The sequence below is a fragment of the Cupriavidus sp. HPC(L) genome, assembly GCF_000307735.3.
Taxonomy (GTDB): domain Bacteria; phylum Pseudomonadota; class Gammaproteobacteria; order Burkholderiales; family Burkholderiaceae; genus Cupriavidus.
Map to the genome: position 1 here is coordinate 24,320 of NZ_AMPR02000001.1, position 25,033 is coordinate 49,352.

The following is a 25,033-nucleotide window of genomic DNA, read 5'->3' on the forward strand; positions in this document are numbered from 1 at the left end:
CTCCTGCACGGTTCTGCGTGCTTTCTCCTCTGTGCGGCAGAAAGCAAAAAATAGTCATATCTCGTTCGTGGCCGCATGGTTAGCGAACCGCCCTTTTTTTCGGGAGTGGGGCAGAGCGTCTCGCGGCGTCTCGAAGGCGGAATCCGCACGAGATCGTCACTGGCACTGCCATGAAGAAGCATGAAATTGCAGAAGAAGCTCGCTGCTCTTGCGCGTTGGCTATGCGCCGGGGGTGCCTTGGTTTTAGGTCAGGTTTGTCAAGGCCAAGTTCCGGCCGTCGGCTCCGTACAGTCAGCCGCGCAAGCCGCGATCGAGCAAGAGCAACGCATCCGTCAACAACAGGAAGCACGTGAACGAGCGCAGACGGTTGATTCTCCAGGGGTACGCGCCGCCGTGGCAGCGCAAACGGAATTTCCGACGCTGTCCGCGGAGACACCCTGCTTCCGCATCGAAACCTTCGTTCTCGACGTTCCCGCCGATCTGCCGGCAGCTGTACGCGAACAGGGCGCTTCAGAGCTGCCGCAGGACCCCTTTGCATTCGCGCGTGCATGGCTGGACCACTACCAGGGCAGTTGTATTGGCAAGCATGGTGTCGACTTGCTGGTCAAAGGCGTCTCGCAAGCCGTCCTCGACCGCGGTTACGTGACCAGCCGTGTGCTGGTGCCGGAGCAGGACCTGAGCACCGGCGCGCTCCGTTTGATGTTGATACCCGGAGTCATTGGCGAACTGCGCTTTGCCGAGCCAGAGCTATGGGGTACGTGGAGGAGCGCGTTTCCAACTCGTGGCGGCAATCTCCTGAATTTGCGCGATCTCGAACAAGGGCTCGAGCAGATGAAGCGCGTCGCGAGCCAGGACGTCGATATGCAGGTCGTGCCGACCGCAACGCCTGGAGTCAGTGATGTCGTTATCGCGGTCAAGCGAAGCAAACGTTGGACGGTGGTCGCGTCCGTCGACGACTCGGGCAGCCGTTCGACCGGCAAGCGACAAAGCAATGTCAGCCTCGCCATCGACAACCCGTTGGGCCTGAACGATCTGTTCAACGTGGGCTATTCCCATGATCTCGAATTCGGCGACAAGGCTCGTGGCACCAAAGGTTGGAATGGCTTTTATTCCGTACCGTGGGGCTATTGGACCGCGACACTGTCTGCCTACGGTAGCGACTATTTTCAACAGGTCGCCGGCGTCAATCAGACGTTCGTGTTCAGTGGCGAGTCCCAGAACGTGGACCTCAAGCTGCATCGGGTGATTCGCCGCTCGCAGAACGACGTGTTGGGTCTGCAATGGCGGTTAACGCGCCGCTTTGGCAAAAGCTACATCGAAGACACCGAGATCGCGCAACAACGGCGCAACAACACCGTGGCGGAATTCGGCATCACCGACCGGCACTACTTTGGCGCTGCACAACTGGACGCCAGCCTTCTGTATCGGCAAGGTGTTGGCGGCTTCGGATCGCAAGCCGACACGCTGGCGGCGCAAGGCGGACCGACCTGGCAGTTCAAGATGGCGGTGGCCGATATCAACCTTTCCGTGCCGTTCAAGCTGGGTCAGCAGTCGATGCGGTATGTGACCACATTCCGTGGTCAGTTCACCAACGACCGCTTGTACTTCGTCGATGCCATTACGATTGGCAGCCGCTATACCGTGCGCGGTTTTGATGGAGAGAACTTGCTGGCGGGCGATCGTGGCTTCTATTGGCGCAACGAGCTGCAGCTTCCGGTCGCGAATACTGGGCAGGCACTCTATGCGGGACTGGACTACGGTCGCGTATTCGGGCCTTCGACTGCCGCATTGGTCGGCACTCAACTTGCGGGCGCCGTACTCGGATTGCGCGGCGGCGTAGGAACCGGATTGGGAGCGTTCTCCTACGACGTGTTCGTCGGTACGCCCGTGTACAAGCCAACGGCTTTCCATACGGCCGGCGTCACCGGCGGGTTTCAATTGGTGTATCAGTACTAGACACCGCTTTCCAATCCGACAATCCTGTTTCCATTCCACAGTTCCATCATGAAAAGCAACCACGCCAAGCGGATCGGCTCATTTGTCTTGACTGTCAGCGGAGCGCTTCTCCTGACTTCGTGTTCCCTGATACCCCAGCCGAAACGATACCTGTCCGAAAAGGCCGTTGACTACAATCGGGCCGATTCGGCGCGGGTTCGGTTTTACGTGGAGGCGGGAGTTTCTGCCTCATATCGCGCCGAATCGACATGCTACTCGGGATGGTATGAGGAGGACAGCAAGCGCGTGGCCGTTACCGGCACAGGACTCTTTGACAGCTGGAAGTATTCGTCACACAGTACGACGATTGGGATGCCGCAAAGCCCGCGTCCCTGGATGCGTTTCGAAGGACTCGTTTTCAAATCTGCGATCAACGAATATGTCGTAAAGGGCGCGAAGCCGCTCACGATCTCCATGTCGGAAACGTCGCAGAATTGGCGGTGCGATCCGCCTTCCGTATCGTTCGTGCCAGAGCCTGGCAAAGACTATGACGTCTTCATGTCGACCCAATATAGACGGTGCTGGATCGATATCCGCGAGATCGACGCCGAGGGCAAGGATGTTCCAATCAAGCCGAACGAGGCATCGCGCTGCAGCGCCAGTTCCTGAGCCCGTTGTCCGATGATCGATCCCGCTTTCCCCAAAATCCTGATCATCACCGGCCTGATGGCCGCCGGCAAATCGTCGGTCGCGCAGGCCATCGCGGAACGCCTGCCAAAGTCCGTCCACCTGCGTGGCGACACATTCCGCAAGATGATCGTGAACGGACAAGCGGAAGTGACACCGGAACTCTCTCCAGAGGCGCTGCAACAACTCTCGCTGCGCTACCGAATCGCCTGCGACGCATGTGAGGCCTATGCCGACGCGGGCTTTACCGTGATCTATCAGGACGTGATACTTGGCGAGTATCTGAACGAGGTTTTCACGAGGCTGTCCCGCTGGTCGCCGGGTGTACTAGTGCTGAGCCCTTCGTTGGATGTGGTCGCGCGGCGCGATGCCGAGCGGCGCAAGACGGCGTATGCCGGCGATTGGACGCCGGCCTCGCTGGCCGCGGGGCTTCAACATACACCGCGTATCGGCTTGTGGCTCGACACCTCGGCCATGACGGTGGAGCAGACGGCCGACTTCGTATTGGGGCACGCCGCGGAAACCACCGCAGGAAAGCGTTAGGACGCGAGCGTTACCGCCGTCATCCGGATCTCGCCATAACTGTCGTTTGCCATCGCACGGGAGAGACGCGTGCCTTGCGGACCAACCGCTTACAGGAACCCTCGCCACTCCGTTGCCGGCAGGGTTGTCGTATATCGGAGAATCTGTCTCCCTTCGCCATCGTGTATGTGCGTTTTGTGCCGGGACCAGGAACGGTCAGTCGCTCTGCTTGAATGACGGCTTGCGACCCATTGCGGTCAATGGGGGAAAACGGTTTGCTATGACCGCTCACGAGTCGCAAGTAGCCATACGGAGGCCACGACCACACGTGGTTATGCCCCAAGTTCAAGGCCACTACCCATCAGGGGAACCGAGCGGTGCGGAGGCTCGGCAGGCGCGCTGTTTGAAAACGAGTGCTCGGCTTTCTTTTCACTACGGTCAACTTCTTGTTATTCGCTTGTAGGCTTACGTGCAGCTCGGAATGTGGCCATCAAACAGTCGGTTTCCGAACACGCTAAAAAATGGCATCCGAGACCATTGGAACCCCAATCGTCGAGTTAACATTCTCATCAAGTTTTCAACGTCCCGGTTGTGTCATTGAAATAGCGGATCGGCTACCGCGACAAGCGTATGAGCAGGCTGGAAAGCGTTGCCGTGTCTGCGGCGGCCGTGGCCCCCAATGGCCTGTCGAGGCAGACGAAGCCTGGGATTATGACCATGCGACGCACACTCAGACACTCAAGGGGGTGATCACGCTCTGCCCAGACTGTCATCACATCCGCCACTGGGCCAAATCTATGGTCGATGGTCGAGAAGAACAGACCTTTCGTCACCTCATGGCGATTAACGGCTGGACCCTGGCTCAGGCCGAACACGCCACAGACGAGGCAATGACGTAGTGGGAGGAGCGCTCACAACATAAATGGAAGAGCGACTATAGCTGGGTGACGCGGACACATGGCTTCGTACTTGATAAGGCAAGTGCCGCGAGGGCGGAGACCGCAAACGTCGAGCTGATTGCCGTCGCCCGTCAAGGCGCGGAGGAAGCTGAGCAATCCTATGTCGATGCAATTCTCAAGGCCCGTCCGCGCCCCGCATCGGGACCAGAACGTAATCCGAAACGGTCAGTGATCGGTATGCTGAAATCCCTGTTCCGGTAAAAAAAACAGCTCAGATCCTTCCCGGCGTATGAACGCGGAAATTTCGATCTTCAGTCCGGATGTCGAACATGAGACAATGTTATAAGCGTTCTCAGTAATCCGCGATGTTGCGTGGGGCCGGCGAACGGCGAGCAGACCTGACTCATCTCGCTAGTTGGGAACGTCCGTTGTCGGGCGGGGTGTCTCTCCCTAGGGGAGTCGAACGCCGCTCTAACCTGAATTTTCGCTTCCGTAAGGAAAGACCGAGTTTCGACAAAGACGGCGTGCCGTTGGCGAACGGTATAAAGCGCGGGCTTGTGGGCCTTGGCTGTTCCGATACCGACGATCTCTCCCTACATTCATCGCCAATGTCGAAAACCAGACCCTCCACGCCCAAGGTGAAAGCGCCGCGAATGCTTGCGACTGGCGGCGGCAACGCGACTGCGTCCGGCGTGAACTTCCAGCAGAGCCTTGGTGGGCTGTTCGGGCTCTGGATGCTGACTGAGACGCCGATCGACCCGCGCCTTCAACTCGGCAGCGCCATCGTCACCAGCATTCGCATGGAAACCGAGGCGCCACTGGACGACACCTTCGCCGCGACGAGCGACGGCGGTGTCATTTGTGGCCAAGCCAAGAACACCCTCTCTCTGTCCGAGATGCTCGAAAGCGAGTTCGGAAAGACGGTCGATCAGATCGTGCGTCAGTTCCGGCTCTGCCGTGACGGTACAGGCGACCTCGGATGGAACCGGCCGCTCGACCCGTTCAAAGACCGATTGCTGATCGCTGTCGGGCCCGGCTCGCCGGCGACCACCCGCGTCAACTTGGCGAAGGGCCTGGAGGCCCGACGGCAGCCCGGCGCACCGGTGCTCACGGCTGGCGAGACCAAGGCGCTCGCGCAGTTCGACACCTGCGTCCGCCTCGCCTGGGCCATCGCCGCGCCGGGCGAACCGCTGACTGAAGACGTCCTGCTTTCGATTTCGCGCCTCACCTACGTCTATACGATCGACCCTGAAGGTTCCGACCGAACCGCTTGGGCCGCCGCCTTGGGGTCAGTCCTGAAGGCGCCGGCGGACGCCCCGACGGTTATCAACTTGCTGGAGCGGGTCGCAGGAGACCTGATGGCTGCGCGCGGCGGCCGAACCCTTCACGCACTCCGCACCGACCTGATGGCCCGCGGCGCCCAGCTCGCGGCTCGGCCCGACTATCGCAAAGATATCGCAGCGCTTACGGCCTACTCGCTGCAAACCGAACAGACCTTAGCCGGTTTGGAGGTCGTTGAAGCCGAGACGGGTATGCCCGTCGGCATTGCTCGCCACTGCCAGGCTGCGGTCAATGCGGCGGCACTCAGCGGCGACCTGTTGCTGATCGGTGAGCCCGGCGCTGGCAAAAGCGCGGTGATCAACGCCCTCGGGCGTGCCCTTCGAGCGAAGGGCAACGACGTAGTCCAGATGGCGGTCGACCGGTTCTCGGTCGAGTCGCTGGAAGGCCTGTCTCGCGCCCTCGGTCTGGACCATGATCTGCCGGCGGTGCTGGGTGCGTGGGACGGGCCGGAACCCGCCTTCCTCTTGATCGACGCGCTGGACGCGAGTCGCGGCGGATCGGGCGAGGCGGCGTTCAAGCGGCTCGTCGAGTCCGTCGTGGAACTGGGCGGGCGATGGACCGTGATCGCCTCCATTCGGACGTTCGATCTGCGGCTGGGGCAGAATTTCCGAAGCCTCTTCAGGGGAACACCCCCTGATAGAGCCCTCCAAGGTGACGGGTTCGCCAACGTGCGGCACGTTCAGGTGCCGCCCTGGTCCGAGAGCGAATTCGCGGAATTGCTCGCCAAGGCACCGCGGCTGGCGGACATGCTCCAGAACAGCACCGCCAAGCTGCGGGAGCTGGCCATCGTGCCGTTCAACACCCGCCTTCTCGCCGACCTGGTCGCGACCGGCGCCGTCAGCCAGGACTTCTGGGCCATCGACTCCCAGATCGCGCTGCTGAACCTCTATTGGGACCGCCGCGTGCGGGACCACGGGGTCGCAGCCGAGGTTTGCCTGCGTTCGGTCGTCGAGGACATGGTTGCCAACCGCGCCTTGAGGGCTCAGCGGGTTAAGGTGGCCGCCGCCAACCCCGCCATCCTGGACACCTTGACCCGCGAGGGCGTGCTGGTCGTCACTAACGGCGAGCGATCCGTCCAATTCCGGCACCATCTTCTGTTTGACTACGTCGCCAGCCGCGTGTTCCTCGACCCCGATGGCGTTGTTGACGGCAGCGCGGCCTTCCCCAAGGCGGAAGGGCTTGGTCTCGTCCTCGCCCCCGCCATGGGCTTTCTGCTTCAGTCACTCTGGGCTGAAGACGCCGATCACAATCGGTTCTGGACCGCGGTCAGCAACCTCTTGGGCCGCGCGGACTGCGATCCGGTGATCCGCAGCATCGCCGCTCGAATGGCGGCCGAATTGCCGACGACCACCGACGACATCGATGCCTTCGCAAAAGCGATCGGCGCGGAAGTGGCCCCCGCCGTCGCCGCCCTTCCCCACGTCGCCGGCGCCATGGCGGTTCGGCTTGAGGATGAACCCGGGATTCCCCTGGCGCCGTGGGTTCATCTCCAGCTTCAGCTGTCAAGGAGGCCAGGGTCAAACGCCGGCGTGCTGCGAATGATGGCGTACATGCTGACCGAGCGCGTTCAAGATCCGGCCTTGCGCGCCGATATGGGATCGGCGGTCAGGGCGCTCCTAGGCCACGGCTACACCTTGGACGACACGCAAAGCTTGGCCACCCCCGCGATCGGCTTCGTGGCTGATACCATCGCAACAGACGTGGACGCATCCGTGGCCTTGCTGCGTGCGGCGCTGACCGATGATCGCTTCGACCGATTTGCGCCCCAGGAACTGCCCGCGCTAGCGCGGAAGATCGACGCCATCGCCAAGGCCTCACCGGCATTCGCGGCGGAAATCTACGAGAGCGCCTTCGCGCGCCAGGTGAGCGACGACCGTAAAACCTCCATGGGCAGCGGTCGAATTCTCAACCTGACCTCCACCGCCCGGCAGGACTTCGAGTCATCGCGGTGGTCGCTCAAGGAATACTTCCCTCGGTTCCTAGACGCATCGCCGGTCGCGGCGATCCAAGCTTTGCTGGTAGCGCTCGCTGGTTACGTTGCGCGCGAACACTCCCGTTCAGAAGGGGTGAACCCGCTCCAAGTCACTGTCGCTGGTGATGTGGTGCATCTCCAGCAGGACCTCAGTTACATCTGGGCCCATGAGGTCCACCCTCAACACGCCCACGACGCCGACGCCCTGTTGTCGCAATTCGAGACCTGGCTCGAGACCGGCGACGAGGCGGCGGTTTTGGCGTCGGTCGAACATGCTGTGCGCGAAGGCAGTCTCGCCGTCATGTGGTCGCGACTCTTCATGGCGGCTGCGGCCCGGGGCGGCGCCCTGGCTGCACGGCTACTTCCATATGCAGCGCGACCCGAGTTCTTGATCACGCCCGACACGCGCAAGGACTCCATCGACCTCTTGGCGGCTCAATATGATGGGCTATCGGTCGAAGCGCGCGAAGCGCTTGAAGGCGAACTCATCGATCACCCCTTCGACGATTTTCTCCACCCGAAGGCCGCGAAAGAGGGGTTTCTCCGGCGTCTCTTCGCCACCATCGGCGCTGAGCGGCTGGCGACTCAAGCAGCCCGCGACATCCTGGCCGCGGCTCCTGAGACCGAGATTACCAACAACCGGCTCCACAACGTCGAGGTGAGCTGGGGCAAGGCCGACGACGATTTCTACTGGCTCAGCCAGGAGAACAAGGCGAACCCAATCGTACGCGAGACCGGCGCAGAGCTTGACCGGGCTCGCCGCGCACTGGGCTTGGAAGGCGACCGCAAGGGTCCCGTCGAGTCCGTGACCGAAGCACTCGCAGCGCTGACGGCGCTCAAAGCCCGCTTGGACAGCGGCGCCATCCCGGACGACTCCCTAGTGCACAGAGCGGAGGGCACGTTCGCGGAAGGCGTTCATAAGGTGGTCAACTCCAGCCACGTGTCGGCTGACACGCCGGCGGAGTTGATCGACCAACTCCTGAGCTGGATCGAGTACGCCAGCCACCTCAAAAATCCGGAGGCCGAGGACGATACCGAGGCCAAGTTCGAGGAGTTCTCGAGTTGGGGTTCGCCGTCGGCGAGGCTTGAGGCGGCGGAAGCGGCGCTCGACCTTTGCCTGAAACGGCCTGAGGTTTACCCAGGGCTGGAGCCGTTGATCGACCGCGTCTTGGCCGATCCCCATCCCGCCGTTCGCTTGAACGCCGCCCTTCATTTGATCCGTATCTGGGAGATGGATCGCGCGGGATTCTGGGCGCGAGCGACCCGTCTGGTCGAGGTCGAGGAAAATCGGAGCGTTCTGGATAGCTACGTCTGCAACTGCTTGAGCAACATCCAATGGTATGACGCAGCGCGTCCAGTTGCCGACCTCATCATGATTTTGATTGAGCGGTGCCCGGCAAGCGACCGGCGCAACGCGACGATCCGCGGACATTTGGTTCAGATGACACTGCAGTTTTGGCTGCGGTTCGGCTTCACGGACGCCGAGGAGCATGTCCGAGCCTGGTTTGCACAGACGGTCGACAACGTCGAAGAGGTCCGCGATGCGATCCAGTGGATGCGGGCGGCCTACACGGCCGGCTTGCGGGGCCCGGAGGATCCAGACCCGGCTCGAGATCGAGCGACGGCGATCGAGTTGACCATCCAGGCGGTTTCTCAGGCGGGCGACGTTCTGACCCACTATGCCACGCGCTCAGCTCCCACAGAGGCCGAGATTGAGCGCGCCCGGAGCGCAATGCAGATCATCGATACCGTCTGCCAGCAGCTCTACTTCAGCTCGGGCGCGTTCCAACATGGGGACCGGAACCCGCCACCGATGACAGTGCAAGGCTCCGCTGTTTTTCTTCACGAGACGGCGCCCATCCTGCGCCAGATCGGCGAGCACGGCGGGCCGCACACGGTCTACTATCTGATCCAGTTGTTGGAGCACCTAGTCGAAGCCGATCCCGCCGGCGTGTTCGATCTCATCGCCTTCGCCGTTCTCAAGGGCGGACAGCAAACCGGCTACCAATTCGAGAGCTTGGCGGCCGACCTCATGGTGAAGCTGGTCGGGCGCTACCTCGCCGACCACAAGGAAATCTTCGACGATCCGCAACGGCGAACCGCGCTCGTTGACACGCTGGAAGTGTTCGTTGCGGCCGGCTGGCCGTCAATCCGTCGGCTCTTCTATCGGCTTCCAGAGCTGCTGCAGTAGACGATTATCGTTCATCACACTGCGCTGAGATCGGGATAACGACCACACACATTGTGCGGCCCTAGTTGCGGGCTCGCATGGCGCGCATGTCCGGTTAGCGGCTTAGTCCCAAAGACCGCTTCTGGCGCTGCGCAGCACTTGCGCGGAGGTAAGGGAGCGGAGCATAAGCGTGGCCTTGACAAGCCATCGAATCCAAATGAGACCCTTCTTTCTCCATGGTATTTTGCGTGGTATCGACAGGATCGATTGGAATAAGTGATTGATTTAAATCATTATTTAATGCAGAAAGATAATCGAGTGGGGATGATGCAGCTCGTTGGCGCAAGTCCGATCCCTGCACGGTCACCGGACCGTTTTCGGACGTTTGGGGCACCCGTGGCAGGCGGCCTCCCTCCAACTGGACAGAGCGCTACGCTATGGCGCGCTCTGCGCGTGTGGCTGCCCGCGGCTATTTTGGACCGCCTCGGGCCGGTTCACATGTTTCCTTACCTATCTGTCGACTAGGGCAAGGTAGGATCCCCCGTCTACTGCGCGGAAATGGCCGCTGTTGGCCGGCTTCGGCCGGCGACTCACCATCGGCTACGGTCGTCGCTGACCGAGCCGAAGCAGTCACCCGAAACGGCTACTCGCGAGCGACTGTTTTTGGGCGGTCTAGTCACGGTAGTCGGTCATGGCACATGACGAGGCCACAGCGCTCCAAATATCTCCATGGGCGTTTACTGTGCCTCGAGCCACCGCTCGGCATTCAGTTCTCTAAACCTTGCCTTAGCGGGGACCTTTTGCCGTAAAGTCGACAGAGATGCCGGGCAGATAGAATCTGGAAAACTGTCGATTCATTTCAAACCTGGGTCTCTTGTGAACCGGATTGATCAGAAACGACCGGATCCACATTAAATCTTCGGAGATATCGCTGTGGCAACTGTAATCGTCGCGATCGTGCTGATCGCCCTCGCCTCTGTCTTTCTGGCTTACAAAGCCGGACAAAGGCGAGCTCCTCGACTTGGTGAGTCTTCCACAATTGCGGCTACTCCTGTCGATGTCGCGTCAATAGACGCTGATTCGGTATCTATGCAGCCGGTGCACGAGGATTTTCACAACGTCGAACTCGTCGATTCCGAGGGCGTCGTCGTGATGGACGTTGCGGAAATGTCCGGCATACCGTCTACTGCGAGACGTCTCGATCCGTCGAGCGACGAAATCAACAGATTGGGCCATCTTGCTTCCGATTTACTCAAAGCGGGGGTGAGCACCCCTGGCAAGACCATACGACTGGTCTTCAAGCCCGAAATCGCGCAGGGCCTGAAAGACGGAACCTATACGCTCATGCGAACAAAGTCCGGAGAGGTTCTGGCCGACGCCGTCGATGTGACCGGGCAGGTGGCGGGCAAAGGACGGATTGTGCAGGTGGGCTCGGCCCGTCAACTGGCCGCAGGGGCATTCCAGCTCGTCAGTATTGCTGTGGCGCAGGCGCATCTAGCGGATATAGAGCGCAGCCTTGGAGAAATCAAAGGTGGCATTTCTGAGCTTATCGACAGGCTTGAAACCACGGACCAATCCAGCATTTCCGGCGCCATTGCGTACCTGAGCGAAATCGCACAGCACATGAAGGATGTGCAGCGTCCCATCGAACTGTCGAGCGAAAAATCCCATGTGATTGAGAACATAAATCAAATGGGATTTGTCTGGCGAAACAAGGTTCAGGGCGACCTCGCCGATTTGACGCGGCGCATTAGAGAGGTAACAGACAAGGATACGTTCGGCACGGAGAACACGCACAAGGAACTTCTGAGTTTGGTGCAGAAAATCCAGCCGCTGCTTGTACGTTATAGTCTTTTGTTGCAACTGGCCGCAGTGACGAACATGATTGTCACCTACCTGGATCCTGCAGCGCGCAGATATACGCGTATGCGCCCTGAAGTCGAAGAGTGGATCAAACTGGTCGATACGTTTCGCAGCGAAGCGATTGGGAGGGCCAATGCGCTACTTCAGAAGTCCCGCGTCACTAGCGACGAGCTGCTGCGTTATCGCAGGACGGAAATTCATCGTCTCGTAAATGAACAGGAGCTAGAGGCGAGGCTTCAGACGTCGAACTTTGCCGGGCTCATGCAAAAACTGGATCAAAGTACGCGGGAGCTCACCCGTGGCAACGGAGAAGTCAGCCTCGCACTGCGATACGACAACAATGGTCTGGTTGGGGACGCTGCATTTGTCCAATGAAGACGCCGCAGTTGCATATCGGCCCGTCAATTGGTCGAGCCTAAGTTCGTCTGTACTCCTCGGCCTGTAACCGTCCGGGACGCGTTCTTGAGCGCACATGTAATGGGATTGAGGGATCGGTACCCGACGACTGCCCTCGGGCGGGCAGTGTGTGCAGAATATATGAATCGGTCGGATAGCGGTCACTGGACCTGGTATTACCGATCGACCGCTTCTGGCCGGAAGGAATCACACACACGCAGCCGACGGCGTACTTTAGGCCAATCCGACGGCGTTCGCCGCGCGGCACGAGAAGCCTCCTTGACCAAGAGCGATAGCTAAGTCTGTGAAGTGCGACGAAGTACGCGCTCGCCTTGGTGGCAAAGCTCTCAGATCCCGTGGCAAACGACAATAGGCGCCCAAAGCCCGCGTTTCCCAATTGCCTTACCATGCGGTCATTGCAAAGCGGACCCTCTCCGCATCCAAACAATCGAGCACAAGCCATGGCATTGACAATCACCCCCGGAACGACGACCCGCACCCTGATTCGCGGCGAGGCAGGCGATATCGAGCTGCTGATCGACGCACCAAAGGAAGCGGTGCAGGGCATAGCCGTTGTCGGCCACCCGCATCCGATGCAAGGCGGTACGGCCGACCACAAGGTGCCGCACCAATTGGCGCGCGAATTGACCGCCCACGGTTTTCTGGCGGTCAGGCCAAACTTCCGCGGTGTTGGCGGAACCGAGGGCGAGCACGATGCGGGTGTTGGAGAGACCAACGACATGCTGGCGGTAGTCGGCCATCTGCGCGAGCAATACCCGGATTTGCCTCTGGCACTGGCTGGGTTCTCGTTCGGGGCCTTCGTTGCCGCGCTGGCATCGGTGCAACTCGCCGAGCGCGGCATCACGATCGATCATCTGATATTGACCGGCATGCCCTCCGGCCCTGTTGCGAATCACCGCAGCTACGATACGCCGGAGGTGCAAGCCAACGCGCTGGTGGTTCATGGGGAGAACGACGAGCGCGTCGCGCTGTCGGCCATCTTCGATTGGGCCCGCCCGCAGCAGTTGCCGGTCGTCGTGGTGCCGGGCGCGGACCACTTCTTCTCCGGCAAGCTGCCTGTACTCAGGCGCCAGGTCGCCAGCTATCTGGAGCGTCCAGCCTCGCCCCCCGAGGCGTGAATCCACTGTCGGCCGGCGCCTAGCCCGGCAAGGCGCCGCCGATCAGCCTGACTCCCTTCCACTGCCCGCTCTCGACCATCTGCGACACGATGGCCTGCAGCGCGGCCTCGACGCTGCGGCACGCCAGGCTCAGGCTCGCGGACGACGACAGGCACAGGCTGACGCGCCGCTCCAGCGTTGCGTCGGAGATAGACATCGCGGCGAGCTGGTCCTCTTCGTCGCCGGCCAGCGCCGACCACGGCAGGATGGTCCACCCCAGCCCTTCGCGCACCGCGGACAGCAGCACCGATACCGCGCTGGTCTCCGCGACGAGGCGGCATTGCAGGCCGGCGCTGACCAGCGCGCGATCGCACAGCACGCGCACCGAATTGGGAAAGCTCGGCAGCAGCAGCGGAAGCGCCGCGGCCTGCGCGAGCGTGATGGCGTGCGGATGCCCGGCAATCGGCCGGCCGACCAGCATCAACTGCTCGTCGAGCAGCGGGGTCGATTGCATGTTGGGGCGCTGCTGCACGTCCATCGCGACGGCGAGGTCGAGCTTCTGCAGCGCCAACGATTCCGCGAGGTCCGCGCTTGAGCCTTCGACGATTTCCAGGGTGATATCGGGGAAGTGCTCGGTCACATGCCGCAGCAGCGGCAATGCAAGCACGCGCGAGGTGCTGGTCGGCAGGCCGACGGTGACGCGGCCGCATGGTACGTCGCGGCCATGCTGCACCGCGGCTTTCGCCTCTTCCATCTGCCGCAGCACCATCTTGGCGTGGCGGTAGAGGATATGGCCGGTGTCCGTCGGTCTCGTGCCAGAGGGGCCGCGTACCAGCAATCTGGCGTCGAGTTCGGCTTCGAGGTTGGCGACGTGCTGGCTCAGCGAGGGCTGGGCGATATGGAGTGCATCGGCCGCGGCGGTGATGCTCTCCAGTTCGACGATGCGCGCGAAATAGCGCAGCTGCTTCAGGTCCATATTCGGCGAGGCGGTGGCGGGGCACGCCGGCAATGTAGCATCCCGGCGATGCCTCGCCGCCCGTACTCGCATCCGGGACTAGCCGCGAATCGGCAGATCGAGATACGAAGCCAGTTCGCCACCAAGCCGGATCGACAGCCGCGGCGGGCGCCCGTGCGGCACCTGCGGGAAATGCCCGCGGTCCGCGCCGGCGATCGACAGGCGCAGCCGGCTGCCGGCAGCAAGGGTCCAGGCGACGGGCAGCATCGCGAAGTGCAGGCGCTCGGTCTGCCCCGGTACCAGACGCGCCGCGTCGGCCTTTGTGAACGTGCGGTAGGGCCAGGTCGTGCGGTATTCCGGCGGGCACGGCGCGGTTTTGCGATGCAGCGCGCGCAGCATGCCTTCGGTGATGTAGCGCACTTCGCCGGACGCCTCGACCTCGGACAGGAACACATGCAGCGCGGCATCGGGCTGCGAACTGGCCAGGCCGATGTTCAGCACGACATGGCCGGCGATGGCCAGCGGCGCGGTCAGCAACGCGCCATCGAAGGACAGCAGGTCCCGCTGCCGCTCGCTCCAGTCCGGGTAATAGTCCTCGATATTGGCCGCGCCGAGCCGCTCATAACGAGTTTGACGGCCCGTTGACCAATTGAAGCTGGCCATGGTGTCCCGGTCCGATTCCGTGGCCGGACATGCGGGCGTCAGGCCTTCCGCATCGGCCGCCAGATACAGCCGCTGCGTGTCCTCGACCGGCGGCCATGTCGGCGCTGCGTGCCATTGCTCGTCGTGCACGCTGTAGTAGTGGACTCGCGCTTCGTGCTCGAGGCCCGTCGGCAATTGCATCAGATGATGATCGAAGAAGCGCAATACCTCGGCCAGCAGCGGGAAGTCGGATGCCGCGCGGCTGCGCCATGGCGAGATATTGGTGCGCGCACCGTGATCCCACGGGCCCAACAGCAGCCGGCTGTCGTGATTGGGCAGCGACAGGAAGCGCGTGATCGCGCCATTCGCATAGCCGCCGCCGTCGTACCAGCCCGAGACCGAATACACCGCGACATCCTGCGCAATGCCGTCGAGATAGCGGTAAGGACTGCAGCTGCCCGAATCGAGCGCCGGATCGTGCTGCGTGGCGCCATCGCGGAAGGCGAACTCCGGCGCCAGATCGGCCAGCGCGAAGTTGTTGCGATGCTGCTCGATGGCCGCCTGCACCAGGCTGCCGTCGGTGTCCGCGTCGACGCGTTCGGGGCCATCGAAGCGTGGATCGTTGAAGTACGGATAGCGGGCCAGCAGCGCCCGGTCGTCCTGATCGAGCGCAACCATCAGTTCGTCGTAGGCCTGCACCCACACCTTGGACAGCAGGCCGCCGGGGTACAGCTGCTCGCTGTAGATATCGGAGACCGCGAACAGCGGCGCGATGGCCTTGACCGCGGGGTGGCCGGTGCTGGCCAGGAAGCAGGCCGCGGCGCCCAGATACGAGATGCCGGTCGAACCGATACGGCCATTGGACCAGGGCTGCGCCACGATCCAGTCGGCGATCTCGAAATAGTCGTCCCGCTCGGTCGGCGAGCGCAGCGCGTCGCGCGTGCCGAAGCTCGCGCCGGTGCCGCGCACGTCGACCACCACCACCGCATATCCCTTGGGCACGAAGGCATCGCGGTACTTGGCGGTGTTCGGACTCGGTTCCGCGCCCGGCTCGCGCAGCCGGAAACGGCGGAAATAGGGAGTGAAGATGACGATGGTGGGATAAGGGTCCGGCGAGCCTTCGGCCTCCAGTGGCTGTGGCACGAAGACATCGACGGCGAGCTGGCATCCGTCGCGCATCGTCACATAACAGGACAGCGGATGATCCGGAATGGCGAAGCGCGAAGGGCGCGTTTCGAGATAGGCGCTGGCCGGTGTTTTCCAGGCATTGCCGCGGAGATCGATATCGGACATGAAACTTGCGTTGAAGTCGGTGGGTTCTCGGCAATGGTAAGCAGCGCCCCGGAAGCCGCGGAAAGACGAAATGTCGATGGGGACATAGGGCTGGGCTATGGCATGCTGCGCCGCGGCACCTTGGTTCGTCTATCGCCGCGTCGGGATGCCCCATGACAGGGCCGAACGCCGGCGCGAAATCGCATGACGTGCACCGTGGCGATTCGGCATGCCCCCGGGGAGGGCAGGCGGCAGTCCGTCATAGGATCGACCTATGACGGCATCGAGATTCCGTATTGGTTCGCTCCCGCGCGAATTCTTACCATCGCTCTACGAGCCGGATCGAGGCGCGCCGATGTGAACGCCGCCATCGACACCATTTCTATTCGCATGACTGGGGAGAACTGCAGATGTACCGTTCCTTGATGGGCGCCGCGATGGCGGCCCTGATGACGCTGTCCGGCGCCGCCGTCGCGCAGGACGCCTATCCCAACCGTCCTGTCCGGCTGATCGTGCCGCAGTCGGCGGGCTCGGGCGGCGATGTGGTGGCACGGATGCTGGGCGACAAGCTTAGCCAGGAGCTGGGCCAGTCCGTGGTGGTCGACAATCGCGCCGGCGCCAACGGCATCATCGGTACGTCGTTCGTAGCCAAGCAGCCGGCGGACGGCTATACGCTGCTGCTGACCGGTGTGTCGCAGGTCAGCTTCAATCAGCATCTGTACAAGTCGCTGCCCTACGATCCGCAGAAGGACTTCACCTTCATTGCGCCGGTGGTCGATACGCCGTTCGTGCTGGTGACCAGCAAGGCCAGCGGCATCACGTCGATGGCGCAGTTCATCGAGAAGGCGAAAACCAAGCCCGGTGGGCTGACCTTCGGCAGCGCTGGCGTCGGCAATTCCACGCATCTGGCGATGGAGATGCTGGCCGACAAGGCGGGCATCAAGCTGACGCATGCGGCCTACAAGGGCTCGGGTCCGGCGCTGACCGGCGTGATCGCCGGCGAAGTCGATGCGATGGTCAGCGTGGTCGGTTCGGCGCTGCCGCAGATCACCGGCGGCAACGTGGTGCCGGTGGCGATCGTCGGGCAGAAGCGTGCAAAGGAGTTGCCCAATGTGCCGACCGTCAAGGAAGCGGGCCTGGACGTGCCGGTGATGCCGGGATGGTATGCGTTGCTCGGGCCGGCCAATATGGACGCCAAGGTGGTGGCTCGGCTCAATGCCTCGGTGCAGGCCTTCCTGGCCGATCCGCAGGTCAAGAGCAAGCTGGCTTCGCTCTATCTGGAGCCGCTGTCCGGTTCGGCCGACGCGATCAAGCAGCGCGCCGTGACGGACGCCAAGGTCTGGGGCGAGTTCATCAAGCGGCGGGGGATTCAGAACTCGTGATCGAAAGCCTGTGGCGTTGAGCCGGCAGGCGTCGACGGCGGCCTGTCGCCCTCGCGAGCGCGGGGACGACAGGAGCTTCTGCGATACCGCTAACTCTGCAGCTCCGGCACGTTGCCCGCTTCGTCGTGAACGGTCAGGCGATCGTCGATGTCCTGCACCCCGGCGACCCCGCGTACCGCGGCCAGCAGTGCCTCGTGCTCGGACGACAGGATGTGCCCGCTCAACCATACGCGTCCGCCGACTACCGCGACGTCGATGGCGCCGGGATGGCCGACCAGACGGCCCATTTCCGCGCGAACCCGCTCGGCAATGGTGTCGTCATCGGCCGCGTGCTTCCCCAGGCCGGTCGCGCTGCGTACCTTCGCCGCGATGCCCTGCATCCGGTCGGTGATCCGTTTGGCCTGCTTCTCCGCCAGATCCTGCATGTCGTGGCGGCTTGCCTCGGCCTTGTCGCGCAGCTCGGCGCGGCGCCGGCGACCCGACTGCGGATCGAACAGGTACATGATCGCGGCGCCAACCGCCGCCGCGACGGCAAACGGCAGCAGCCCCGGCCTGTTGCCGTGCATGTCGCGCTGCGTGCCTTCCCGCCGCTCCTCGTGCATTCCGTCGTTCATTTGCGCCTCCTTGGGAACAATGGCTTCACGCCCCGCCCGGCGGCGGGGGCGCGCTTAATGCGCCGAGCATCAGCTGTGCCAGTCCGAGCGCGCGCGAGGAGGGCCGGGCAGGCCGCGTCCATCGCATGGCGAGCGGGATCGGCAGGTCCGCGCAAATGCGAACTTACAGCGGCGTGTAATTCGGAAAGGCGAGCGAAACGGAAAACGACGTAGCCAATGCACGTGGCGTAATGGCGTCATGCAGCCGGCGTGATGCCAAGCGTTACGGCAACGAGTGAAGGGAACGGAAACGGCTGACTGGAAAACCGGGATGCGGAACGCGATCTCGGTGGGCAAGGTCGTCGCCGGCGCCGGATAGCTATGCCCCCGGCGCCGTCGTCGATTTGCGTTGGTAGGCTCGATTGGACTCGAACCAACGACCCCCACCATGTCAAGGTGGTGCTCTAACCAGCTGAGCTACGAGCCTGTGGAAGGCGCGGATTATAGAGAAGCTTTTGCGGACGCACAAGCCCGTCGGGCAAAAAATGCAGCGGGGCGTTTTCCGCTGTGGGACGCCGCCCGATTGCCGCGGCAGCGCGGCTCTCCTAAAAAGGGAGCATTGGCAAGCCAATCCGCCCATCGCCATGCTGAAAATCGCCACGTTCAATATCAATGGCATTCGCGCCCGCCTGCCGGCATTGCTGGAATGGCTCGGGCGCGAGGCACCGGATGTCGTCTGCCTGCAGGAATTGAAGACCGCCGATTCCGGTTTTCCGGCCGATGCCATTCGTGCCGCCGGATATGGCGCGATCTGGCACGGCGAGAAATCGTGGAACGGCGTGGCAATCCTGTCGCGCGGGACCGATCCGATCGAAAGCCGGCGTGGGCTGCCCGGCGACGACAGCGACAAGCAGAGCCGCTACATCGAGGCCGCGGTACATGGCGTGCTGGTCGGCTGTCTGTATCTGCCCAACGGCAACCCGCAGCCGGGACCGAAATTCGAGTACAAGCTCGCCTGGTTCGAACGGCTGCTGAAGTATGCGGCCACGCTGTACGACAGCGGCCATCCTGTCGTGCTGGCCGGCGACTACAACGTGGTGCCGACCGACGAGGACATCTATAACCCGCGCTCCTGGCTCAAGGACGCGTTGCTGCAGCCCGAAAGCCGCGCCTGTTATCGGCGCCTGCTCGAGCAGGGATGGGTCGATGCCTTGCGCGCAAACTATCCGGACGAACGGATCTACACGTTCTGGGATTACTTTCGGCAGCACTGGCAAACCAATTCGGGTCTGCGCATCGACCATCTGCTGCTGAATGCGACGCTGGCGCCGGCGCTGCGCGAGGCGGGCGTCGATCGCTGGGTCCGCGGCGCGCCCCAGGCGAGCGATCATGCGCCGGCCTGGATCACGCTGGACGTTGGCGGCGCCGCGGGCGGGCGCAGGGTATCGGCGAAGACGGCGACGAAATCGCCGGGCGGCGCACCGGCTGCGAAGAAGGTGACCGCTGCAAAGAAGGTGAGCGCTGCGAAGAGGACGGCCGCCGTGAAAAAGACCATCGCGGCGAAGAAAACCACTGCTGCAAAGAGGCCTGCCGCCAAGAAGGCCACCGGCGCGAGGCAAAGCGCGACTAAGCGACAATGACGCCCGTCGCGGCCACGGGGCCGTGTCCATGTCGTTTGTCGATTCACCTTCCGCTCGCTTTGCCCATGCTTCTGAAAGTCGGCACGCTCGCCAAGCAAACCGGCCTGACCGTCCGCGCCCTGCATCACTACGATCGCATCGGGCTGCTCAAGCCGTCGGGCCGCTCGGCGGCGGGCTATCGTCTCTACAACCGCGACGACGTGGCCCGCTTGCACGCAATCCAGGTGTTGCGGCAGTCAGGCCTGTCGCTGGCCGCGATCGGCGCGTTGCTGGCGGACGAGGGGCCGCCGCGTCATCGCATCGTCACGCAGCAGATCGAAGCGCTCGATCGCGAGATCGCGCGGGCGACCGAGCTGCGCGGGCGGCTGGTGCTGCTGCAGACCGTGCTGGCCGCGGGCGGCGAGCCGGAGATCGAGCACTGGCTGGCGGCCCTGCGCCAGATGCGCGTCTATCGCCAATATTTCAGCGAGGCGGAACTCGAAACCATCTTTCGCCAGTGGATTGCCACCGAGGCGGAATGGCAGCCGCTGCTGGATGAAGTCCGCGAGGCCATGGCACAGCAGTGGCCCGCGGACGCGATCGGCACGCAAGCGCTGGCCGCGCGCTGGATGCATCTGGCCATGCGATGGATGCAGGGCGATATGGAGCGGGCCGTCCGTTGGGGCGAAATGATCAAGCAGGCCGCGCAACAGGGCTTTGGCGGCATCGACGCCGCGATGGTCGCTTATATGGAGTCGGCCGTCGCACTGCGGATGGCGGCGTGGCTACGGCATCTGTCGCCGGACGAACTGGCGCGGCTCGACAAGCGCCTAGAACCCGAATGGCAGGCCCTGGCGCAGCGGGCCCGCGCGCTGATCGCCGCCGGCACCGATCCCTCGGCGGCCGCGAGCCGCACGTTGCTGCACGATTGGGACGCGCTGGTCGATCGCATGGTTGGACACGAGGCGGGGCTACGGGAAAAGCTGCTGAAGGCCTATCGCGACGAGCCGCTGCTGCAGATCGGGCATATGGTCGATGCCGAGGTGCGGGAGTTCGTCGAGGCGGTGCGCGCGCACGCCGGCGAGGCGGGGCGCGGCGGCGCTGACGGTCGGCGCTGAAGATCGGCGCTGACGGTCGGCGCTGAAAATCGGCGCTGAGAAGCAGGTCAAGCCATGACATGACGGCACCCGCCACGGGTGCGGGGGTTGACCCTGACGTGCACGTCAGGGTCTATGCTGCCCGGCTTTCGCAGCACGAGCCGATCATGTCCCAAACCGAAACGACCGCGCTGGCCCAGGGCCGGCCCAGCACGACCGCCCTGATGATGGCCATCGCGCGCGCCGTCCACCAGTTGCTCGACGAGCCGATCGTGCTCCCCGATGCCATTGCCTTGCCGATCCTCGGCCCCGAGCTCGAGCGTGGTGTCCGCGACGATCCCTATCGTTATAACGACCCGATGGCGCGTCCGATGCGCGCGGCCGTGGTCGCGCGCGCGATGGTGGCCGACGCCGAACTGGCCGAGGCCTCGCGGGCTGGCGTGCGGCAATGCGTGGTGCTTGGCGCGGGCCTCGACACGCTGGCGTGGCGGGTGCCCGCCGCGGCCGACGGCATGCGCGTCTTCGAGGTCGACCATCCGGCGACGCAGGCGTGGAAGCAGGGGTTGATGCGGCAGGCCGGACTGAGCATGCCGGACTGGGCGACGTCCGTGCCCGCCGACCTTCAGCATGCCTCGTTGCAACGCGTGCTGGAAGAAGCCGGCTTTCGCGGAGACCGGCCCGCCTGTTTCGTGTGGCTGGGCGTGACGCCGTATCTGACCGACTCCGCCATTGAAGCGACGCTGCGCTATGTCGCCAGCCTGCCGCCGGGCACCCGCATCGTGTTCGACTATCGGGTCGATGCCACCATGCTGCCGCCGTTTGAACGCGTGATGGCCGTGCATATGGCCGAGCAGGTTGCCGCGCTGGGCGAGCCCTGGCTATCCGAATTCATGCCGGAGCAGCTGGCGAAACGGCTGACTGCAATGGGCTTTGGCAGTGTGACGGACCTCGACGCGCCGGCGCTGAATGCGCGTTACTTCGCCCGCCGCAAGGACGGGCTGCAGACCGCGGGCGGCGGCCTGCGCGTGCTGTGTGCCCGCGTCGGCGAAGGGCGATAGCGCGGCGTCGCCGCGCCGATCCGATCGAGTTCAGCCGCGTGCTCAGCCGCGTGCCGCCAGCGTGCGCCGCGCGTAGTACTCGAACGTCAGCTGCGAGCGTCGCGGCGTCAGGATCCAGTCGTGCGCCTCCCTGGCCAGCGCCTCGGGCAGCGGCTTGATCGTGCCCGCCGCCATCGCGGCCAGCTGCATGCGGGCCGCGCGCTCGAACAGCAGCGCCATCACGCAGGCCTCCTCCACCGAGGTCGCGGCGATCAGCAGACCGTGGTGGGCCAGCAGGATGGCACGCTTGTCGCCCAGGGCCGCCGAAATGATTTCGCCCTCCTCATTGCCGACCGGCACGCCGGGCCATTTTTCGAGGAAGGCGCAATCGCCGTACAGCACGCAGGTGTCCATGTGCGACACCGTCAGCGGCACTTCCAGCATCGACAGCGTCGCCGCGTGGAACGGATGTGTATGGATGATGCAGTTGACGTCCGGCCGCGCCCGGTAGATCCACGAGTGAAAGCGGTTGGCCGGATTCGGCATGCCGCCGCCTTCGAGCACGCGCAGGTCTTCGTCGACCAGCAGCAGGTTCTGCGCGGTGATCTCGTCGAAGCCGAGCCCCAGCTGCTGTGTGTAGTAGCGGCCGGGTTCGTCCGCGCGCGCCGTGATCTGGCCGGCGAGGCCGGAATCGTGGCCGCCGTCGAACAGGATGCGGCAGGTCAGCGCCACCTTTTCGCGCAGCGATCGCTCCGGTACGGTCAGCCGGGTTTGCATCTCGCCCTGTGCACGGGCGATCAGCTCGTCTTTCTTCAGGTCGAAGGTATCAGCCATATTGCAGGTTCCGTTGGGATGTTCAAGGAGGGCCGTCGGTCATGTCTTCACTTCTATTCGGCCTTGATCTTTGCCGCGTCGACCACCGCCGCCCACTTCTTTTTCTCGGCGGCCATCATTGCAGCGTATTCCTGTTGCGTGCCGGCCAGTGCTTCGCTGCCTTGCGCCGCCAGGCGGCTGCGCAGGCTCGGACGGGCCAGCGTGGTACGCAGTGTCGTGGACAGTTTCTCGACCACATCGGCGGGTGTGCCGGCCGGAACGTACAGCGCATTCCACGAGCTCGTCTCGAACGACGGCAAGCCGGCTTCCTGGCTCGTGGGCACCGCCGGCGCCGCGGTGGAGCGCGTGCCGTTGGCAATGGCCAGCGCACGCAGCTTGCCGGCCTTGACCTGCGGCATGACGACGGGCACGGCGTCGATCACGGCGGCCACGTGGCCGCCGATCGCGGCATTGACCGCTTCGGCGCCGCTCTTGTACGGCACGTGATTGATCTTCGTGCCGCTCAGCAGCTTCAGCAACTCCATGCTCATGTGCGGCGCGCTGGCGCTGCCCGCCGAGCCGTAGTCGAGCCGGTCAGGGTGGCTGCGCGCATAGGCGAGGAATTCCTTGAGGTCGCGCGCCGGTACGCCGGTCGCCACCGCCAGCATGAACGGCGACTTCGACACCATGCCAAGCGGCGTGAAATGGCTCTCCGGCGAGTAGGGCAGTTTGCCGGCCGGATAGATCAGCGGATTGACGATCTGGGTGCCGACCGTGCCCATGAACACGGTATAGCCATCGGGCGCCGCCTTGGCGGCGGCCTGCGCGGCGACCAGCCCGCCGGCTCCAGGCCGGTTCTCGATCAGCACGGTCTGGCCAAGCGCGCCGGACCATTCCTGCCCGACCAGGCGGGCGATATTGTCGGTAATCCCGCCGGCGCCAAACGGCACCACCAGCCGGATCGGCTTGGCGGGAAACGGTTCTGCGGCTACGGCATTGACGGTCAGCAGGCAGCAGCCGGCCACCGCCACCATCCATCGGGGCGCTTTCATCTGGAACTCTCCGTTGTATGTCATGTCATTGCCGGCATGACACAATGTGTCCTACAGAATGTGTTGTGTCAAGTAGGACATGTTGTGCCCGGAGCGCCGATATAATGCCGCGGTCGCTTTCGCTACCGCCGTCCCATGGTCAATCTGGCGCATCGCCTTCGCACGCTCCGCCGCCAACGCGGCCTTTCGCTGGAAACGCTGGCCGAGCAAACCGGCCTGACGCGCAGTTATCTGTCCAAGCTGGAGCGAGGTCTCAGTTCGCCATCGATCGCCACGATCCTGAAGATCGCCGATGCCTATGGCATGGGGACGGGGCAGCTGCTGGGCGATGCACGCGACAGTGCCCACGAGGTCGTCTGCATTTCTCGCGCGGGCGAGCGGGAGCCGTTGTCGCCATCGGCGCGCGAGGGCACCTATCGTTACGAGGCCATCGCCGCGCAGCGCAAGGTCAAGGCGATGGAGCCCTTCATTATGTATCCGCCGCGGGAGTTTCCCGACGAAGCGCGCTCCGCGCACAGCGGCGAGGAGTTCCTGTTCGTGCTGAAGGGCCAGGTCGAGGTGATGCTGGGGGAAGAGACCATCGCGCTGTCGATCGGCGATTCGCTGTACTTCGATGCCGATCTGCCGCACCGCATTCGCACGGTGGGACGCGCGCAGGCCGAGGTGCTGGTCACCACGGCGAAATAAGAACCACAGCCGCAATGACAAAGCCGCCGGGGCGCATCGCTCCCGGCGGCTTTGTCATGATGTGGGCGGAGACGGCTGGCGCCGGGCGCCTTCGAGGCCGTTTCAGGCCGTCCTGGCCTCTTGATAAGCGGCGTACAGGCGCTTGAATACCGGTCCCGGCGCGCCGCTGCCGATGGTCTTGCCGTCGATCGTCACCACCGGAAGGATCTCCTTGCTGGCCGACGACAGCAGGACTTCGTCGGCGGCAAATACCTCGTCGCGGGTGACCGGGCGCGACACCAGCGGAATCTCGAAGCGTGCGCACAGCTCTTCGATCAGGCCATAGCGGATGCCCTCGAGGATCAGATTGTCCTTGGGCGGCGCCGCGACGGTGCCATTCTTGACGACCCAGACGTTGGACGCCGAGGCCTCGGTCAGCATGCCGTCGCGGAACTGGATGGCCTCGGTGACGCCATGCTCGGCGGCATTCTGCGCGGCGAGCACATTGCCCAGCAGCGACGTCGACTTGATCTGGCAGTGCAGCCAGCGCTTGTCCTCCATCGTGACGCAGGCGACCCCACGCTCGGTCGCCGCGGCCGGCGGCAGCGACATCGGATTGGTCATGATGAAGACGGTCGGCGTGATCTCCTTCGGGAACGCGTGCATGCGCTTGGCGACGCCGCGCGTGACCTGGATATAGATCATCTGGTCAGGCATCGGATTGGCCTGCATCACGCGCGCGATCAGCGCCGACCATTGGCCCTGGTCATGCGGATTCGGAATACCGATCGCGTCGAGGCTGCGCGCGAGCCGCGCCAGATGCTGTGCCGCGCGGAACGGCTTGCCGGCGTAGACCGGGATCACCTCGTAGACGCCGTCGCCAAAGATAAAGCCGCGGTCGAGCACGGGAATGCGCGCCTCGGACAGTGGCGTCAATTCGCCGTTCAGATAAACGATGGCGTCGGAGCTGGAATTCATGGTCTGAATGGGATCGAAGTGAGA

The 25,033-nt window shown here is 63.6% G+C and carries 16 protein-coding genes, 1 tRNA gene and 1 pseudogene; 11 read left to right on the plus strand and 7 right to left on the minus strand.

Annotated elements, in window-relative coordinates; translation table 11 throughout:
• The first annotated feature begins 180 nt into the window (after window positions 1-180).
• The 6 genes from B551_RS00085 (at window position 181) to B551_RS00110 (ending at window position 12,924) form a co-directional block, all read left to right on the plus strand.
• Entirely contained in the window at window positions 181-1,956 is a 1,776-nt protein-coding gene (locus B551_RS00085) for a ShlB/FhaC/HecB family hemolysin secretion/activation protein (RefSeq protein WP_083492473.1), read from the plus strand.
• A gap of 48 nt (window positions 1,957-2,004) precedes the next feature.
• Entirely contained in the window at window positions 2,005-2,604 is a 600-nt protein-coding gene (locus B551_RS25930) for a hypothetical protein (RefSeq protein ID WP_023263262.1), read from the plus strand.
• A 12-nt stretch (window positions 2,605-2,616) separates the two neighbouring features.
• Window positions 2,617-3,165 (plus strand): AAA family ATPase, encoded by a 549-nt coding sequence (locus B551_RS00095; RefSeq protein ID WP_006575529.1) that lies wholly within the window; start codon window positions 2,617-2,619, stop codon window positions 3,163-3,165.
• Window positions 3,166-4,696: 1,531 nt separating this feature from the next.
• Complete coding sequence (locus B551_RS00100; protein ID WP_023263263.1) at window positions 4,697-9,547, plus strand: ATP-binding protein; 4,851 nt, start codon at window positions 4,697-4,699, stop codon at window positions 9,545-9,547.
• A gap of 912 nt (window positions 9,548-10,459) precedes the next feature.
• Window positions 10,460-11,764 carry a hypothetical protein gene (locus B551_RS00105; RefSeq protein ID WP_157071877.1) on the plus strand — a complete coding sequence of 435 codons (1,305 nt, stop codon included), beginning with the start codon at window positions 10,460-10,462 and terminating at the stop codon, window positions 11,762-11,764.
• Window positions 11,765-12,246: 482 nt separating this feature from the next.
• Window positions 12,247-12,924, plus strand: coding sequence for an alpha/beta hydrolase (locus B551_RS00110; protein ID WP_006575531.1), 678 nt, complete (start codon window positions 12,247-12,249; stop codon window positions 12,922-12,924).
• Window positions 12,925-12,943: 19 nt separating this feature from the next.
• On the opposite strand, the gene B551_RS00115 is transcribed toward B551_RS00110, so the two are convergent.
• Window positions 12,944-13,879 carry a LysR substrate-binding domain-containing protein gene (locus B551_RS00115; protein ID WP_006575532.1) on the minus strand — a complete coding sequence of 312 codons (936 nt, stop codon included), beginning with the start codon at window positions 13,877-13,879 and terminating at the stop codon, window positions 12,944-12,946.
• A 78-nt stretch (window positions 13,880-13,957) separates the two neighbouring features.
• Window positions 13,958-15,793, minus strand: coding sequence for a CocE/NonD family hydrolase (locus B551_RS00120; RefSeq protein ID WP_023263264.1), 1,836 nt, complete (start codon window positions 15,791-15,793; stop codon window positions 13,958-13,960).
• Between the two features lie 389 nt (window positions 15,794-16,182).
• Between B551_RS00120 and B551_RS00125 the strand changes: the two genes are divergently transcribed.
• Window positions 16,183-17,154, plus strand: a complete 972-nt coding sequence (locus B551_RS00125; RefSeq protein WP_006575533.1) for a tripartite tricarboxylate transporter substrate binding protein — start codon at window positions 16,183-16,185, stop codon at window positions 17,152-17,154.
• A gap of 89 nt (window positions 17,155-17,243) precedes the next feature.
• On the opposite strand, the gene B551_RS00130 is transcribed toward B551_RS00125, so the two are convergent.
• Window positions 17,244-17,768, minus strand: a complete 525-nt coding sequence (locus B551_RS00130; protein ID WP_006575534.1) for a YtxH domain-containing protein — start codon at window positions 17,766-17,768, stop codon at window positions 17,244-17,246.
• Window positions 17,769-18,157: 389 nt separating this feature from the next.
• A tRNA-Val gene (locus B551_RS00135) sits at window positions 18,158-18,234 on the minus strand.
• A 151-nt stretch (window positions 18,235-18,385) separates the two neighbouring features.
• On the opposite strand from B551_RS00135, the pseudogene xth reads away from it, so the two are divergent.
• The 3 genes and pseudogenes from xth to B551_RS00150 form a co-directional block, all read left to right on the plus strand.
• Window positions 18,386-19,189, plus strand: a pseudogene (gene xth, locus B551_RS00140) (exodeoxyribonuclease III); the annotation flags it as partial.
• A gap of 263 nt (window positions 19,190-19,452) precedes the next feature.
• Window positions 19,453-20,484, plus strand: a complete 1,032-nt coding sequence (locus tag B551_RS00145) for a MerR family transcriptional regulator (protein ID WP_006575536.1) — start codon at window positions 19,453-19,455, stop codon at window positions 20,482-20,484.
• A 146-nt stretch (window positions 20,485-20,630) separates the two neighbouring features.
• The gene (locus B551_RS00150; protein ID WP_006575537.1) at window positions 20,631-21,521 is read left to right on the plus strand and encodes an SAM-dependent methyltransferase; all 891 of its coding nucleotides are present in this window, start codon (window positions 20,631-20,633) and stop codon (window positions 21,519-21,521) included.
• A gap of 42 nt (window positions 21,522-21,563) precedes the next feature.
• Here B551_RS00150 and B551_RS00155 read toward each other — a convergent pair whose 3' ends face one another.
• Both B551_RS00155 and B551_RS00160 read right to left on the minus strand, forming a co-directional pair.
• Window positions 21,564-22,334, minus strand: a complete 771-nt coding sequence (locus B551_RS00155) for an aldolase (RefSeq protein WP_006575538.1) — start codon at window positions 22,332-22,334, stop codon at window positions 21,564-21,566.
• Between the two features lie 53 nt (window positions 22,335-22,387).
• Window positions 22,388-23,365 carry a tripartite tricarboxylate transporter substrate binding protein gene (locus tag B551_RS00160; protein WP_043436492.1) on the minus strand — a complete coding sequence of 326 codons (978 nt, stop codon included), beginning with the start codon at window positions 23,363-23,365 and terminating at the stop codon, window positions 22,388-22,390.
• 135 nt (window positions 23,366-23,500) lie between these two features.
• Here B551_RS00160 and B551_RS00165 point away from each other — a divergent pair, with 135 nt between their 5' ends.
• A complete protein-coding gene (locus B551_RS00165) occupies window positions 23,501-24,052 on the plus strand; it encodes a helix-turn-helix domain-containing protein (RefSeq protein WP_006575540.1) in 552 nt (183 codons plus the stop codon).
• Window positions 24,053-24,154: 102 nt separating this feature from the next.
• On the opposite strand, the gene B551_RS00170 is transcribed toward B551_RS00165, so the two are convergent.
• A complete protein-coding gene (locus tag B551_RS00170) occupies window positions 24,155-25,009 on the minus strand; it encodes a D-amino acid aminotransferase (protein ID WP_006575541.1) in 855 nt (284 codons plus the stop codon).
• Window positions 25,010-25,033 lie beyond the last annotated feature (24 nt).

What these genes read in the sequence shown, in the direction of transcription:
- B551_RS00085 (WP_083492473.1), top strand. Translation starts at nt 181, where the DNA reads ATGAAATTGCAGAAGAAGCTCGCTGCTCTTGCGCGTTGGCTATGCGCC.
- B551_RS00125 (WP_006575533.1), top strand. Translation starts at nt 16,183, where the DNA reads ATGTACCGTTCCTTGATGGGCGCCGCGATGGCGGCCCTGATGACGCTG.
- B551_RS00095 (WP_006575529.1), top strand. Translation starts at nt 2,617, where the DNA reads ATGATCGATCCCGCTTTCCCCAAAATCCTGATCATCACCGGCCTGATG.
- B551_RS00165 (WP_006575540.1), top strand. Translation starts at nt 23,501, where the DNA reads ATGGTCAATCTGGCGCATCGCCTTCGCACGCTCCGCCGCCAACGCGGC.
- B551_RS00170 (WP_006575541.1), bottom strand. Translation starts at nt 25,009, where the DNA reads ATGAATTCCAGCTCCGACGCCATCGTTTATCTGAACGGCGAATTGACG.
- B551_RS00130 (WP_006575534.1), bottom strand. Translation starts at nt 17,768, where the DNA reads ATGAACGACGGAATGCACGAGGAGCGGCGGGAAGGCACGCAGCGCGAC.
- B551_RS25930 (WP_023263262.1), top strand. Translation starts at nt 2,005, where the DNA reads ATGAAAAGCAACCACGCCAAGCGGATCGGCTCATTTGTCTTGACTGTC.
- B551_RS00145 (WP_006575536.1), top strand. Translation starts at nt 19,453, where the DNA reads ATGCTTCTGAAAGTCGGCACGCTCGCCAAGCAAACCGGCCTGACCGTC.
- B551_RS00160 (WP_043436492.1), bottom strand. Translation starts at nt 23,365, where the DNA reads ATGAAAGCGCCCCGATGGATGGTGGCGGTGGCCGGCTGCTGCCTGCTG.
- B551_RS00150 (WP_006575537.1), top strand. Translation starts at nt 20,631, where the DNA reads ATGTCCCAAACCGAAACGACCGCGCTGGCCCAGGGCCGGCCCAGCACG.
- B551_RS00155 (WP_006575538.1), bottom strand. Translation starts at nt 22,334, where the DNA reads ATGGCTGATACCTTCGACCTGAAGAAAGACGAGCTGATCGCCCGTGCA.
- B551_RS00120 (WP_023263264.1), bottom strand. Translation starts at nt 15,793, where the DNA reads ATGTCCGATATCGATCTCCGCGGCAATGCCTGGAAAACACCGGCCAGC.
- B551_RS00110 (WP_006575531.1), top strand. Translation starts at nt 12,247, where the DNA reads ATGGCATTGACAATCACCCCCGGAACGACGACCCGCACCCTGATTCGC.
- B551_RS00100 (WP_023263263.1), top strand. Translation starts at nt 4,697, where the DNA reads ATGCTTGCGACTGGCGGCGGCAACGCGACTGCGTCCGGCGTGAACTTC.
- B551_RS00115 (WP_006575532.1), bottom strand. Translation starts at nt 13,879, where the DNA reads ATGGACCTGAAGCAGCTGCGCTATTTCGCGCGCATCGTCGAACTGGAG.